A 15,713-nucleotide genomic window follows, 5' to 3' on the forward strand; every position below is an offset into this window, starting at 1 on the left:
GGTGCATTTTTTGCACCCTTAATTATTTTTTTTAAAATCTAAATTTCAGATTAGTGAGGATTTTTAAAATTCGTCTTAGCATTTTGTGTGAAATAAGGTATGAAGTCTACAAAATGATGTGCCATATTTGTCGCACGAAAGTCTCAGCGTTCATTTTTTAGCAATTTCGATATATTTAAAATTTATTTGTTGCGGATGAAGAGGTTCTGCTTTTAATTATTACGACTCCTAATAAATACTGCACTTCATATGTTATATAAGAGCAGGTACAAAAAAAAAGTGTACTTCGAAATTTTAATCAATTTCTTTACACAAACATTTTTTAAAATCGGTAGAAATTGCAATTTTCAAATTTAGATTGTTCGAAACCTATTTATCGATGTTTTTCTATGGATTGATTCATTTTGAGCTTTTGCTGAAAGTGTTACGATGAGTGCTTTTGAGCAGCCATAGCTGTTAGATTTGAATCTATTTCAAATTTTTTAGTTTGCGATTTATTAGAATTTTCCGCGATTATCAAAAGCTTTGATATGCGAATAAAACCTTAATTTTAAGTGAGGTTAATATCCTTTTCTCGAAGTCCACAATATGTTTGCATATGCAGATAATTTAAAAGCCAGCAAAATGCAGGCTTTTTATATAGTTTTCAATGGGAATTTTTAAATATAAAATTTTCCCTGTGCTTCAAATCCTAGAGGAAGCTGAGACGGCATTCTATCCAGTGCTGCTTTTTCTCCCTTACGTGTATAGATTCCAACAAGTTTTTCTCTGTCTTTTCCCATTATGTGTTTTCCTTCTTTTCTCTCCAGCCAGCCGCTGACTGTTACTCCGACAAAATTTTTATAAAGTTCTTTACGCGCAAGAGGAGTAGTGGTGTTGAAATTCTCACGGCTATTACCTTCGAGCTCTGCATGCGGATGTCTGCTGTGGTCGTATTTCCACCATACAGAAATTTCAAGTTCCCCAAAGCCGGCATCACGCCATCTTACAACTGATGGAAATCCGAAAATTTCGGTAAACACGTGTCCCTCATTATCCCTCTTACCATGTGAACTGGAATCCTCCAATGTAATCAGCTTTGTTTGAAGGAGATGATTTACTCCAGCTACCAGAAGATTTCGATACGGGTCCAACATTTTTGAAAACGAAGGCCGAGATATCTCATGCGAAGTCTGGCCGGCGGATTCTTTTCCTTTTTTTGAAAAGCTGTTCTTCTTCAGACTGTTCTGAAAATTTTTGAAATTGGTAAATCCGGCTTCGCTGGCTGCGATTTCCAAAGCCTGCGTGTGGGTAATATTCTGTTCTTTTTTGATTTTTTTAGCCTGACGTTTCAAGTGCTTGTCTGTATGGCCTGTGACATTCTTTTTCATTGTGAAATTAAGTCCCGCCAAAAAATGTCGCCCATCAACCATCCTTAGAAACGGGTAGTTAGTTTCGCAATGATTTTAAAAGTATTCGGTGCTGATACAGCTTTGCAGTAATGGGCGGCACGCTTCCGATGTCAGCGTGCTGTAAAAGTAGTAAAAAAAAAATAAAAGACCGATATTGCGAAAGGATATTTTTTTTAAAAAAAATAGGGCGCTTATAGAGCGCCCTGATCTTGGAAGATAAACGTGATTTTTTGGAATATTATAATGATAAGGTATCAACTACAGAGGTCACAAAATCTTATAAACTCTCGTCATTTAATAGTAGTACAAGTAAGAGCTATTAAAATAAAAATCCCGCTTACTAGAGCGGGATTTTTATTTTAGACTTAACAATTCTCTTCTATCCAATTATACATATAATCCATAGATAGTCCCATAGTGAAGAGATTTGTATGTAAATGCAGGGCAGGAATTTCTTTATCTTTTTCTCGATGAGTTATTGTTCTAATACAGTTTGGGCATCTGTATTGGTCATGTGAAGCTTTCGTTCTTATATAATTGCATCCGTGAGCTTTTAAAAATGCTACCCAATGTTTGGTTTTTACCGGTCTATTATTACCCATCTATAACTTGAAAATTAACAAGCAACTTCATATTGCTTGATTACTGGATTTTCAAGACCTTGTAATAATCCATTTTCATCTACATATAATTTTGAAAAGTTTTTCCTTTGATACTTAAATTGCGAAAAACCTAGTTTTCTTAATTCTGCTTCTTGATTTATTCTATCTAATTTTAAGAAATCTTCACAAAAAGTTTCTACATTTTCATCAAGTGAGCAATCCGCTTCTTCTTCAGTACTACCATATCCACTAATCATTAGTGAAGGAATTATTGAAATGAAATGTTCGCCATCTTTACCACTAATAACAGTAGCTTTAATGGTTAATTTCCTTCCTTTGATTCGTAAAAATTCACGAGTTGGAATTTTTCCTAATTCGTTTTTTGTTAGTATTCCCATTTATATATAATTACAAAATGTATTTAATTTAATGCTTTCTAATCTTTTAGATTGGACAATATTCTCCACCGTGTATTACTCTATCAAAGTCTTTTTCTGGAGTTGTATTTAATCTTTCTATTAGACTTTTAGATGTTCTTTTAATTCTTCCATAAGCAAAAAATACTATACATATTGGAATTATATAAATTGCCCACATTAAAGAATTATATATAAGTGCCTTAAACAAATATTTTGCACAGATAACTTTAATATTTTTTAAACGCTCATTTTTAATTTTATTTTGCGAAGCCCCGTGTTTTTTAAAATCTGGATTTTTACTAATAAAACTTTGAGTATGAAGTAAAGTTGACAAAGTCATGTATTGCATATTTCTGGATGATATATCTATTCGATGCAAAACATAATTGGCTTCTTCTTGGCTAATTTTTTTGTCAATTGCCATCATTATAACTTCATCCTTTAATTTACTAAATTTATATTTAATTTTAAGAGTTAAGGATGGTAATATGACAGACTCGTATAAAAAATGTAAACTCACAATAGTTAGGACTATAAATACAATTGTTTCCATAATTTTTATTTTTTTGCTATTTCTAAAAGCTTGTTTTGGAGATCAACTTTCTCACTTGTATTCCTCTCCATTTCAATACGATGAACTTTTACTACATATCGATTGTGAAAGTACCATCCGAAAAGTGATACTAAGAAAAAGAACCAGCCAAGAATGTAATTATTTTCAAATCTATCTAATAAATTAAAAACAAAAACTGACAATTCCTTTTCGGGCATACGCCAGAATATTATTCCGAGAATAATTAAAACAAACGCTACTGGAAATTGTCCTTTATTTAATGATGCAACCAAAACATCCCTAAAAGCACCCGACCAATTTGAAATTCGGCTTGGGGGATTTTTGACAGGGACCTTAGGCTTGCTAGTAGGTCTTTGGTTAGTCGTCATATAAGAATTATGGTAATTTTACTCAATATTTTCTAAACCATTTATAAATGATTCGTCAAATATATAAATATATTTATCATAAGCAAATGACATTACTAACTTGTTATCGTACATTTTAAGTACAAATATATAATGTATGTGCACACTACTTACATAAAATTTCTATAAAATTTTACATAATATCCATCTTTTGATTAAATGGAATTTTTATAAATTCAAATCGAATCATTAAAATAAGGCTTAAATTTAATTTAAGTTTCACTAACAGTACTATTTTTAAAATTTTAATGATTTACTTGTCTGATTAAAATCCTAGTATAATTATTAATTGCTGAGAAATGTTAAAAGGTAATAATACTTGAAGATTTTTCTTACTTTTTAATTAATCTAAAGAAATGAACATTAGAATTTTACTCTTAAAGAATGAACAAATTTAGGTTAATCTGTAAATTAATTAAAACTGTCGACAAATATCTTAACATCATTGTTCGGTTAATAAACACATCCTTAAGAATGTTTTACGAGTAAACTTATTCAGATGGTTTTTATTTTTCTACAAATTCATCTTCATTCACAACTTCTTCTACGTTGTCAATTTGATTCTCTATAACTGTTTGTTATTCTTCTTGGACAGGATTAAAACTTTCTTGAATGTTATTTGAAAGTGTTTTCATGATATCTTTGTTTAAAGTTATAGTTTTTATATATAATTAAACAATAATCAATAGCAGAAATCATTTCTTAGGCAAATATACATCCTCAAAACACGAAAAAAAGAATTTTTATTGTTCTGGTTTCAGTAGTTGCAGTAAAGTCTTTTTATTGATAGGCATTACTGTCTTAAGAATTAAAGTGGTAACCTGGGTATATTATTATCATTATTTATTTATTTTTACAAGAGAGCCTTTCGTATTGATCTGAAAGGCTCTCATTTTAAGTTTTTTTAAGTTTCTTAAAGAATGTCTTCTCTGATTAAATAGGCATTTACTGATGTCCTCTCAATTAAATAGTTAAGAATTGTAAGTATCTGTTTCTTTATTTTAATATCTTTCTTTACTTTTTCTCGATTTAAGTATACAAAAATCCTTACAAGATTTTCTAAATAAAAAACCGTATTGCTGCCATATCGGGAATCATACTCTGTCTTTTGCTGTGCAATAATTTCACTAACCCATTGAATGCCTTCATCCAGGAAATTGCTTGCAATTCCATTTAAAATTTTGGAAATTGAATACAGTGCGGCACTTGAACTCCCTATATCAACTGTTAATTTTTGATAGAACTGCTTATTACGTTCTTTTAAGCTATGCCATTCCTTTACATTATTCCAATTATTTCCGGCAAGCATATATGTTCGGATTAATTCTTCACGATAGTGGCCGCGACCATTTCGATAAAAATTAATAATTACGTCGTAAAACAGCAGCCATAGCTTCCAAAATTCTTCATATTTATTGATCTGATCCTGGACAATGATTATTTCCTCCAGAAAATACACTGATTCCTGGCTGTCATTTAAATTTTTTACAAAGGGTTCGGCGAATTCTTTAATTGCTTGTACTTCTCTATAAAGCAAAAAATAAGCGCATCTTCTTAAGAAATTATGTCTAAATGAGTAATTAAAGTCGTAATCTCTATTCTTTACAAGAAGCGTTTTTGCTGCTAAACTCAATATATTTTTTCCCATTTCAATGAGAACCATATTTTTGGTATCAACTGGAATTAGCTTAAAAACTATTTCCAGATTTTCTAAAGAATCTTCTTCTATTTTAATTTTTTCAGCAGTTTCTATTCCTTCTCCAAAGTCCATCAATTGCTTTTCATATTTTTTATGAAATTTTTCAATTGTGTTATCGCGTGTATTCCAGTTCTTCGGGCTCTTTTCTTTAAGTTCCTCAAAAAGCGGTTTAAATTTTAAAAAGGCCTTTATAAATTCTTCGTTGGTTTCGCCATGATATGTAAGCATTCCTGCATAAATTGTTTCGATGGCATAATCACAAATTCTTTTGTATGCTCCAATCGAATTACTGTCAAATAATGTAAGAAGTAGAATTACCTTGACAGATGGAAGTCTATCGGGAAAGAGTTTTGCAAGTGCGGGAAGGGCGCTGATGGCAACTTCAACCCCATCAGAAATCTGATAATCATAATCAGGATTAAAATGTTGAGTGCCATACTGCAAAACTACATCAGCGCAAAACATGAGGTCATCTTCCTCGAACTGCTCAGAAAAATCTTTTAGAAGTGCGGCACAAACAAAAGCGGGCACTTCGTGGTTGAAAGATATTAGTCTTTTCTCAGGATCTGCATTTAGATTATTTATTAGCTCTTTAACTTCTGTTAAAGCCAAGCCGGGAGAATTGTTGTATTTCTCAGGGTTGGAAACATTCGTGCGTTTATCAAATTTGTTGTTTGCCCATAATTTTAAACCAATATATCTTGAAAAATCTTCTATGGAACTTAAAGCTTCCTCACTGTGCTCTTTCAAATCAGAAGCAATTTCAGGATTAAAATTAATTAAAAGTTTATCCTCTTTTTCCTCAATAATAGGAGACATTTTTCTCCTGTCAAGCTGGGCAATCAGCAATCTCAACGACATGTAATAACTCGAAGAATTGGCTTTTTCGGGATATCTATCGTATAAATCATCTATAATTTCCTGAATTGCTTTCAGTCGTTCATCAGCTACTTCACTCGGTGTACTGGAATAGCGGAAAAATTGGTAATTGATCATCATCCATTCAAGTGTAGTTTTTCTATGGGGTTGCTTTGCAGCCTGATCTCGTTCATCCTCGTAATACTTATACTCATTATTCCAGCCTTTTCCGAATAGACCAAAATTAGCGCGTTGATACTCAGAGCTGGCAATACGATCATGCATTAAGATTTCTGGCGAGGAGAATAGAATCTTTGCAATATTAAAAAACTTATCTGTGTTTGCTTTTATTATGCTCGCCACTACTGCAGTTAGGGAAGCAGATCGAGACTTCTCCAAAATGTAAAGCAGCCAGCTTTCAATTACAGATTCTTCCGTATCTGGTGTTTTTTCCAAGAGAAACTTTTCAAGAGCCATATGCACAGATTGTAATACTTCGGGTGAATGACCTGAACCGCTAAGCATTCCCCAAAAGTCACTGCTTATTAGCTGTGCCTGATGTTTATTTTCTGAAATAGGCAGAAGAATTTCTGTAAGATTCTCTTTGAATTTTGATTTTTCATAGTAAGAAGTTACTTTGTTCATTAGTTCAATAATAAAATCTAAAGTTGCTCCGAAATCCCGTTCCAAAAGATATAATATAGGTGTTTGGAATGCGCTGGCAGGACTATATTGTATCTGCAGGGTGCGGTTTAGTCCAAAATACTCTTCATCTCCAATCGGGCTGTGATAGGGATACGCGGCGTTGGCTTTGTTTTCATCAATCCAAAATTTTCGGGCTAGACTTATTACCTCTTTAGGAAGACTTCTAACAAAAATGAAGTTTTCATACTGTGCGTTTAATACTGAATTAACAAGTTCATAGTAAGGGGCATCTCTTTTTGTAGTGTCGGAACCTAAGATCTCTACAATAATCGTTTCAAGTTCTTCTCTAATTTCCAATGAAGTGTTAAGAATTATGCTGACAAGATCTTTCTCTAGATTGGTGTGCTTAAATTCTTCATCAGTTTCAATTTTTCGATAGATTTCAATCGAAATTAATCCCGCTATCCTAGTTGTTTTGCCAATAGGATTTTTACTGCTCCATTCTTTTAGAATAGGGATAAAGAATTTTACATTTTCTTCGTTAAAACATGACAGATTTTTGAAAATCAGTGATACTATACTCTCCCAGCCGCTACCTTTTGGTTTTGTGAAAACATATTTGATGTCTTCATTTTCATATAGTTTGTTGTGGGTTTCGTCAAGCTCTTTGCAAGCAATTCGCAGAAGAAATACGATTCTCTTTAAGTAGAAAAAATTGTGTTCAAAAAGCATGTCCCGTACTTTTTCGAAAAAAAAATCAGTATCTTCCGAAAGAAGAAGAGCAATAAAGACTTCGTCTTTCCAGTAAGAATCAATATCGGAACTGGCAAGAGCTTGATTTATAAATTGTTCTATTTCAGTACTGCTTTCAAGTATTTTATTTTGAAGCCATCGTCTGAATGATCTTCGGATAGCCAGTGAACTGCCGATTGCAGTAAAAAAATCAGCATATTTTTCGCAACTGTTAAATGCTCTGTCGATGTAAACTTCCAAAGCCCATTCTTCATATATATCATGAGTTATGAAATAGCCGTAATTATTACTGTCATATTTAATTATTTCGTCCTGCTGCAAAAGAGCAAGGATTTCTTCCGAAGAGTGTTCCAGCTGCACAAAAAACTTCCCTTTGCTGACTCTTTCTCTGGCAATTTCTATAAAGCAATTTTCTCTTCTTATATGAGTATTGCCGCTTTTAAAAGCTGAGTTCTGAATCTTTTTATTCCAGAGAATGTTTTTGAAACGCTGTAAATTTGTCGATGAATTAAATTGTTCATAATTGGTTAAGTATTCATCCAAGTAGAAAAGATTTCTTAATAGCTCACGCAGTGAATGATCGTCCGGTAATTTAAAATGATACTTTTCGGATAGATCCGTTAGTTCTACAACAGTTGGTTTTTCAATAATAAACGACTGAAAAGGTACTCTGTAGACGTCAATAAACTGGAATCTTAGGTCCTCAAGATAATTATTTCGAGTTGTGAATATAATCTGCCACGAATCCTTAAGCAGAGCTGACAGAAACTGTTTGAAAATTTCACGATTATTAATATCAGAAAGACCTTCGGCGGAATCTATTACAATTATTTTGTGAAGGTCATTTTTGTGAATTTGCAGAAACTCATCAAATGTGTTACCTCCGTACTGACTAAAAATATTTTGGATATTCGGGACATCAAATTCTACAGCTTTAAAAACATAAAATGGAGTATGATCCTTTAATTGTGTATAGATATCTTTAACAAGTGCCGTTTTTCCGCAGCCTCCTTCACCATTAATTATGATTATATCTTTCTGAAGACTTTTTATTTCATTGATTAGTGAAGTTCTGTCAATATGAATTTTTTCATTGTTGAATTTTATGTCGTTTTGAATAGCAAACAAAATGGTTTCCGTGTGGCTGGAAATTCCGTTTAAAAAATTAAAAATCGTCGGGCCATTGGAAAAATAATAATCAGCAATATGCTGATTCTTAATATCTGCAAGCTGTATTTCAAAATGACTTGGTACCTTCCAGATGATTGACACCTGTATTTTGGCAGCTTCAGCTTCGATCTCTATTTTATACTTTGGATCCTTCTGAGCAGGATCAGAACTCTCTGAAAATTCTTTGTTTAAATAAATATAAAGAATACTAAGTTCTTTGTTTTTTCCTTTTGCCTTTTTTAAGGAGTCTATAATATCTGCCTTTTTATCTGCTAATCTGACGTCATAGTATTTTGCTTGAAAGCCAATTATTTTACCTTTTGAAGCAATAGGTTCTGTTTCAATTCCTGTCTGATTTTTAAATCTAAATATTCCGCATGGCTGATCATGTTCATCACAAAATAGTTGATACGAGAGACTTTCGAAAGCTGTGGATTCACGTTCGTTAAATTTCGTCTTAAATATATTCCAGTTTATTTCTCTCATTTGTTTAAAAAACATAAAATTAAAAAATTACATGGATCAAAAATGTAAATGTGTGCGAAATTTATGATTTTGAACATTTAATAATTTGATGGATTGAACCTGTTTTTTACTTAGACAGAAAATCACGTAAAAGTACTTGGATAATATTTGGAGTAGAGTTGGATATTTGATAGTTTATTCTAGTAGTAACTTTAAAACTTATAATATGAGTATACTTTTACACAGCGTAGCAAATGGTATAAAACCGCAGGAAGAATTTGTGTGGCTTATGGTTGGGGCGAAAACTTCTCTTAAAGGCTATGCAGTAGTAGATCGAACATTCGATTCGGCCGAAAAGGTTTCAAATGAGTTTCGTCACATTTTTATCTTTCCAGATATCGAAGTTGAAAAAGATGACTGGGTGGCGTTATGCACAGGAAAAGGTGAGTACTTTACAAAGAAGACTCAAAATGGGTTAGCTAAGATTCATTTTTTATATTGGCAGTCTGATCAATGTGTCTGGAATGATAAAGGGGGGGATACGGCATCGTTAATAAAGTATTCTTTTGTAAACAGCGTTAAAGTGCCAGCTGTAAAAAAGTAAGTATGCAAAAAACTTATTATCATTAATTTTTATTGAAGAGTTATCTGTTCACAGGTAACTAAATTGAAAAAACTTTAGATAATAATGTCTAAAGTTTTTTCCATCGAATTTCTCCTGCCTAATTGTTATCGACGCTTATACCATTTACATCAAAATTGCCAATTGCTTTCTGATAGCTGATATTTGCAGCCAGATGATCATAAAATGCTTGAATATAGTTTTGTTCATATTTTCTAAGTGATCTTTCCGTTTCCAAAATATCGCTGTACAGACGGTATCCTAGGTCGAACTGCTGCGTTTTATACGTCTTCGGCAGCCTCACTAAGTCAAATATCGGCATCTGAATCCCGAACCACGAAGATCACACTCGGGATTTTTTTTTGGAGGGTGTCTTTACAGAAAACAGTGCAGGCCATGTCGAGAAGTGTTGATGTTGGATAACTTAATGATGTTTTTCTCTAGGTCTTAAGGCGGCATTCTTTTACCACTGTAAATAAAAAGGCTATGCTATTTTCGCTTCAATAAATCAGATTATGTGATGGCCGGTTATTTTATTTTTTCGTAGTATTGTAGGAATTATAAAGCAGTCTATTAAAGCCAGAATATAATTAGTTAAATCTTTTTAAAGACTAGGAGAATCGATGCCGGCAATTACAAAAGCAGAAGATATTGAAATTGATTATATTCAGCAGCAGTCTCATGGTAAATTTTTTGATGACTACGTACCAAAAAAATACATTAGCGTACCTACGAGGAGGTAAGAATCTCTACCGATGGGCTGTCGCTTAAACTGGTGGACAAGAACCAGAGAGACCTTCTTTCATGCGTTAATGGCGTTTTTACGAGTTATAATGAAAGTGAGTATTTTGAAATTACGGGCACCTATTCAAAAATTGGACACAGAGGTTATCTCACCTATTTGTTTGAGATTTTAATTTATGAATTAGATTACAGAGTATTATCGGACAGCGTGCATTCCAGTCCTGGATCGAAAGAATTCTGGAAGGCCCAGATCAGGAGAAAGAACTTCAGCATTTATCGTTTAAACGTTAAATCCAATCATAAAAGAAAGGCGTATCGCTTCAGGGAAGAAGAAATCTGGGGCCGCCAAGAAAAGAAAGTTTTAATATCAGCAGTTTTAATTTCCAAGATGACAGCGGTGATGATTATGAATTTGATGGATTTGACATTGCTGACAGTGAAGAGGCTAATTTGGAAGAAATTTTAACAGCGGATGATTTCGTCTACGATGGTACAGAATCTGAATCTAATACTTCAAATACGGCTTTTGAAGACATCCGTCTGATTGGACAGACATGGAAAGAAAAATAAAATGCAGCATTTAATCATTGCGCTTTGGAAATAAAAATTCGGCCTATAGCAGCGCAGCTATCAGGCAGAAGAAAATGAGGGAGGTACCGCTGTACGAATCATGTAGCTGGAGAACGTGCATTTAGAGATGAGGTAATCTGAAAGTAAATTAGAAGCAGGTAGAAGGCGGCTTGTGAAAAAATATTGGGATAGATATTAGAGGTTTAAAAAGAATTTTAATTGGAATTATGATTGTTATGGATCAAACTACTCTGGAAAAAAAGAAATTTAAAATAAAGGAAAAAATTAAATTGAAAGCGGCTGAAATCTTAAATAATATCCTTCTGGGTATTATCAGGTACCTTTCACGGGAACTATCGATGATTAATGGAAAAGCCGTGATCGATAATCCCGACCAGCTTGAGGATTTCGGCCCGGTCGTTTTAACAGCGGATGAGGACAAGCACAGCGTAAGGATCAAATATGCAATTGACAATCCCGTGATATTAAATCTGGCACTAACAGGTCCGATGGGCAGCGGAAAAAGCACCATTCTTAAAACTTTTGAAAACAAATACAGGCAATTCAAGTGCCTGAATATCTCACTGGCAACATTTGATGAGAAAACACTTGATACTGAAAAAATTGAGCACAATATCCTAAAACAACTGTTTTACAGTGTGGAGCACAGCCGGATTCCCGAATCCAGATTTAAAAGAATTGAAAACCTAAAAGGCATTAAGCTAAAGACATTATTTTTTGTATTGTGGCTCTGCTCAGCGGCGTACTTTATAAAAATCGATATTTTTGACGTCCTGAAAGAGACACTACATCTGGATTATCATTCTGCCATTTTGAGCACCCTGTACGGACTTTATTTCGCGTCTTACAGTTTTGTGCTGATCTACAGGTTGATGAGTTTTATTTTGAATTTCAAGCTGTCTAAATTTAAGATTAAGGATGTGGATTTTGACAATAATCAGGACAGCAAGACGGTCAATTTTGAAAATGAAATTGACGAGATTTTATATTTTTTTGAAAGAAACCCTGTTGAAATTATTTTTTTCCAAGACCTTGACCGTTTCAATAAAACAGAAATTTTTATCAAGCTGAGAGAAATTAATAGTCTAATCAATAATTATGAACCTATTAAGAAAAGAAGAAAAGTAACTTTTATCTACGCAGTCTGCGATGACATTTTTAAGGAAAATGAGAGAGCTAAGTTTTTTGATTTCATCATTCCGGTCATACCGGTTATCAATTATACAAGTTCGAGTTCGAAATTACTCGCGAAATTGAAAATAGACTTATTGGGCAAAAAGCTGTCAAAGGATTTTATTGATGATGTGAGCCTATATTTAAATGATTACCGTACAATCAAATCAATATTTAATGAGTTCCAGATTTATAAAAGCATTATAGGAGGCCAGCTTGAAAATTACAATAATCTGCTGGCGATGATGATCTACAAAAATATTGAACCCACAGATTTTGAAAAGCTCAACCAAAACGACGGATATGTCTACAATGTAATTGAAAATGCCAAGGAACTAACCACTGAAAAGATTCAGGATTTTGATAAAAAGATCAGCGATCTCACCGCTACAATTGAAAAGGCTAAAACCGAAAAAATAAAAGATATCAGCGAGCTGCGGATGGTTTATGTTTTAAAGTTCTGCGAGCTCAATATCTCTAAGAACGAACAGGCTGTTTTCGCATTTCATCTCGACCATAAGAAGGTGGATTTTAAAGAGGTTCTGAAAGAGGAGCCTTTTGAGCGCTTCAGGCAGCAGAATAATATACAGTATTACTATACTGCATATTCCGGAGTTACAAATGCTTCCATATCCTTTACCGATATTGAAAAAGCAGTCGGGCGGCTAACTTATAAAACCAGACTGCAGATTATTTTAAACCAGCAGACGGAAATTCAAAGTAGCTTAAGAGCTGAGCTTGAGGAAACTAAATCCAAACACAGGGAGCTTAATACGAAAAAGCTGTTTGAAGTTTTGGATGCCGGCAATTCGGCAGCGTATTTTGCAAAGCATTCAGCAGGATACGAACATTTGAACAATATAAAACTCGTAAATTACCTGCTTAGGGGCGGCTATATAAACGAAGATTACAATCATTACATCTCCCATTTCCATCCGGGCAGCATTGCCAAGGAAGATAATGATTTTTTACTGAGTCTTCTTCCAAGTGAAAAGGCACTCCCGTACGGCCATGCACTAAAAGAAGTAAAAAGTTTATTTAAGAGAATAAAGCCCGAAAACTTCAGCAATGCGGCAATTTTAAATTTATCGCTGACCGATTATTTAATTGAGAATAAAAAATTAGGAAGGCTTAATCAGGTTATCGGGATCATTAGTAAAGAAGGTTCCGAGTCGGAAGTCTTTATGGATGAGTATATGAACCACGCGGATGACGAAAATAAAACGGCTTTTTTCAGGTCCATAGCTGAGCGCTGGGACAGTATGTGGAATTATATCGCTGTCAAGTCTAATTCTTCCCCTGAGAAAATCGAATTGTATTTGGGGCGTATTTTTCAATATCTTGATCAGTCCTTGATCACTGCAATTGATAAAGATGGAAGCCTGCAGCTGTATATTGCATCAATGGAGCATTTAAGTTGCTTTTACAGTGATGGAGCTGTTATGGAACCATTTAAAGAATATATAAAAAAAAATAAGATCAGATTTGAAAATTTAAAATACGCAGAACAGCACAAGGAGCTGCTTGAATTTATATACGATAACAGCCTCTATGCTGTGAATATTGAAATGATTGAGTTTTTTATTGCAAATTTTAACCAGAACGGCATTGATACTGGAAAACTGCGGACTGAGAATTATACGTCAGTGAAGAGCTCCGGCAGATCTGCGCTGATAAAGTATATAGAACAGAATCTAGACCTGTATATTGAAAACGTATTTTTAAAATTAGAAAATAATTCCAATGAATCCCAGGATAGTTTATGCACCCTGCTAAATAAGGAAAATAATGACGCACGTTTTAGTCTTATAGAATTCGGTAGATTTGTGATTGATGATCTTTCTCGAATTACAGATCCTGATGTACAGGCGTCTTTACTTCATTATGGAAAAACTGCTATTTTATGGAAAAACGTGCTGGCTTATTATAAAAATTCTAAAGCAATAGATGAGACTCTAGGTGACTACTTAAATATGAAGGAAAACTGCGTCGTCTTATCTCAACAGGGTCATTTTAGATATTCAGATGAAACTCTTAGGGCTAATTTTCAAAGGGACTTAATAAAAAGCAGTATTTCTGATGAGAGTTTTAATAAGTTATCAGCGAGTCTTCCTTATAACTACGGAAATGCCCTAATTTTTGAGCAAATAGGCAACAATAAGATGAAATCAATGATAAAAGCTGAGCGCTTGAGATTAACACAACAGAATTATCTATTTATAAAAGAAAAATTTAACGATCTTCTAATTTTACTTTTGGAAGTTCATGCTGCTCAATGGGTAAAAGACTTTGAGAATTATTCAATAGACAGCGGACTTATTGCCCAAATATTAGATTCTAAATCATTCACTGGCTCGCAGAAAACAAAAATATTTAAAAAAACCCGAGAAGAGCTGTTAATGTCAGATGTGGTATTACTCTCCAAGCTCAGTAATTTTCTTGTGGTTAATAAAGTCGACATAATAAGTTATCCAGTTCTAAAGGGAGTGATTACAAATTCAAGCACTGTTCAACTACAGGTTGAGCTAGCCAGTCGATATTTCAATGTTATTGGCGACGGCAACCTAAGAGAGATTGTCGGAAAAATTGATGAGTTTTCGAAATTAACAAATGGAAAACGTCCTAAAATTGAGAACAATACTTTAAATCAGGAATTTGCAAAAAAACTGGAAGGCAAGCTTGTAAGCAAAGTTAAACCAATTGAGGAAGGTAAAAGAATTGAATTATTTCCGTATGCCGTTGCAAGACTCTGATTAATTCATATTACTTTATAATTTATTAACTATAAGCTGTCAAAATTTTGCAATAATCGAGCTAGCTCTCCCAAGGGAATTACAGTCTGATTCTAGAAAAAAGTTATCTACTGCTATTTAAATTTTTATAGTCTGTTGCTTATCCAATTGCTAATACTTGTCAATAATAATAGTGTGCGCCTGTATTTTTTAAGTCTTTTCGAAGTAAAATCAAACAATGATTATTTTTTATATTGGTTTTAATTTTCATTTTTTTAATAGCGGATACAATGGTTCCGCCTAGTATTTTTTTGAAGAACTTGCAAATACTAGGTAATCTCTAATTGTTGAATTAATAACTTCAAAAAAGTGTACTTTAAATTTATTTGTGCCGGGTGAGATTTTTAAGTGTCAGCATTTTTAATCTATCAGTAAGGCACCTTTGAATATAGTACTGAATAAATTTTGGAGACGGAAAAATTATTCCCAATCTGAAAGCGCGAGGTTCTTATGGACAAGGTCATTAAAATATACTATTGCGCTGCGCTGCAGCGGCTTTAATTTGTCCTGTTGCTTATAGAACTTTTGTCAGTTTCGGGATTTAAAAACACCAGACCAAGGTCATCCAGTTTTATTAAATGATCTAAAATTAAGGATTGCTTCTGACGTTCGTCGAAATTTTCTTCAATATCTATATTACGATAATTTCCTAAATTGGCGAAAACTTGCTTTGTTAGTTCTTCTAATGAAAAACTTCCAGCATGGTTTTCAGACAAAATTCTTAAGATTAAATTGAAAAAGTCAGTAGATTTCTCAGGCATATAGTATACTAATTTTTATATAGCTAAATATATGAAAAAAATATTCT

General features: G+C 33.3%; 9 protein-coding genes. 3 read left to right on the forward strand and 6 right to left on the reverse strand.

The features are described from left to right. Window positions 1-659: 659 nt before the first annotated feature. From QE431_RS04715 to avs4, 5 genes are all read right to left on the reverse strand, one after another. Entirely contained in the window at window positions 660-1,370 is a 711-nt protein-coding gene (locus QE431_RS04715; RefSeq protein ID WP_307293136.1) for a hypothetical protein, read from the reverse strand. Window positions 1,371-2,007: 637 nt separating this feature from the next. Next, a complete protein-coding gene (locus QE431_RS04720; RefSeq protein ID WP_307293137.1) occupies window positions 2,008-2,391 on the reverse strand; it encodes a hypothetical protein in 384 nt (127 codons plus the stop codon). Window positions 2,392-2,437: 46 nt separating this feature from the next. Then, window positions 2,438-2,965 (reverse strand): hypothetical protein, encoded by a 528-nt coding sequence (locus QE431_RS04725; protein WP_307293138.1) that lies wholly within the window; start codon window positions 2,963-2,965, stop codon window positions 2,438-2,440. A 5-nt stretch (window positions 2,966-2,970) separates the two neighbouring features. After that, window positions 2,971-3,354: a hypothetical protein gene (locus QE431_RS04730; RefSeq protein ID WP_307293140.1), complete on the reverse strand. Its 384-nt coding sequence runs from the start codon at window positions 3,352-3,354 to the stop codon at window positions 2,971-2,973. Between the two features lie 952 nt (window positions 3,355-4,306). Then, window positions 4,307-9,004 carry an AVAST type 4 anti-phage nuclease Avs4 gene (gene avs4, locus QE431_RS04735; RefSeq protein ID WP_307293143.1) on the reverse strand — a complete coding sequence of 1,566 codons (4,698 nt, stop codon included), beginning with the start codon at window positions 9,002-9,004 and terminating at the stop codon, window positions 4,307-4,309. A gap of 205 nt (window positions 9,005-9,209) precedes the next feature. Here avs4 and QE431_RS04740 point away from each other — a divergent pair, with 205 nt between their 5' ends. The 3 genes from QE431_RS04740 (at window position 9,210) to QE431_RS04750 (ending at window position 14,866) form a co-directional block, all read left to right on the forward strand. Further along, a complete protein-coding gene (locus QE431_RS04740; protein ID WP_307293145.1) occupies window positions 9,210-9,587 on the forward strand; it encodes a hypothetical protein in 378 nt (125 codons plus the stop codon). A 793-nt stretch (window positions 9,588-10,380) separates the two neighbouring features. Then, entirely contained in the window at window positions 10,381-10,815 is a 435-nt protein-coding gene (locus tag QE431_RS04745; RefSeq protein ID WP_307293147.1) for a hypothetical protein, read from the forward strand. A 463-nt stretch (window positions 10,816-11,278) separates the two neighbouring features. Next, the gene (locus QE431_RS04750; RefSeq protein WP_307293148.1) at window positions 11,279-14,866 is read left to right on the forward strand and encodes a hypothetical protein; all 3,588 of its coding nucleotides are present in this window, start codon (window positions 11,279-11,281) and stop codon (window positions 14,864-14,866) included. Between the two features lie 536 nt (window positions 14,867-15,402). Here the strand turns inward: QE431_RS04750 and QE431_RS04755 are convergent. Beyond that, entirely contained in the window at window positions 15,403-15,666 is a 264-nt protein-coding gene (locus QE431_RS04755) for a hypothetical protein (protein WP_307293152.1), read from the reverse strand. Window positions 15,667-15,713 lie beyond the last annotated feature (47 nt).

Source organism: Flavobacterium sp. SORGH_AS_0622 (genome assembly GCF_030818825.1).
Lineage (GTDB): Bacteria > Bacteroidota > Bacteroidia > Flavobacteriales > Flavobacteriaceae > Flavobacterium.

Bases quoted from the DNA above. Each gene is read 5' to 3' on its own strand.
- QE431_RS04715 (WP_307293136.1), bottom strand. From the start codon at position 1,370: ATGAAAAAGAATGTCACAGGCCATACAGACAAGCACTTGAAACGTCAG.
- QE431_RS04720 (WP_307293137.1), bottom strand. From the start codon at position 2,391: ATGGGAATACTAACAAAAAACGAATTAGGAAAAATTCCAACTCGTGAA.
- QE431_RS04725 (WP_307293138.1), bottom strand. From the start codon at position 2,965: ATGGAAACAATTGTATTTATAGTCCTAACTATTGTGAGTTTACATTTT.
- QE431_RS04730 (WP_307293140.1), bottom strand. From the start codon at position 3,354: ATGACGACTAACCAAAGACCTACTAGCAAGCCTAAGGTCCCTGTCAAA.
- avs4 (WP_307293143.1), bottom strand. From the start codon at position 9,004: ATGAGAGAAATAAACTGGAATATATTTAAGACGAAATTTAACGAACGT.
- QE431_RS04740 (WP_307293145.1), top strand. From the start codon at position 9,210: ATGAGTATACTTTTACACAGCGTAGCAAATGGTATAAAACCGCAGGAA.
- QE431_RS04750 (WP_307293148.1), top strand. From the start codon at position 11,279: ATGATTAATGGAAAAGCCGTGATCGATAATCCCGACCAGCTTGAGGAT.
- QE431_RS04755 (WP_307293152.1), bottom strand. From the start codon at position 15,666: ATGCCTGAGAAATCTACTGACTTTTTCAATTTAATCTTAAGAATTTTG.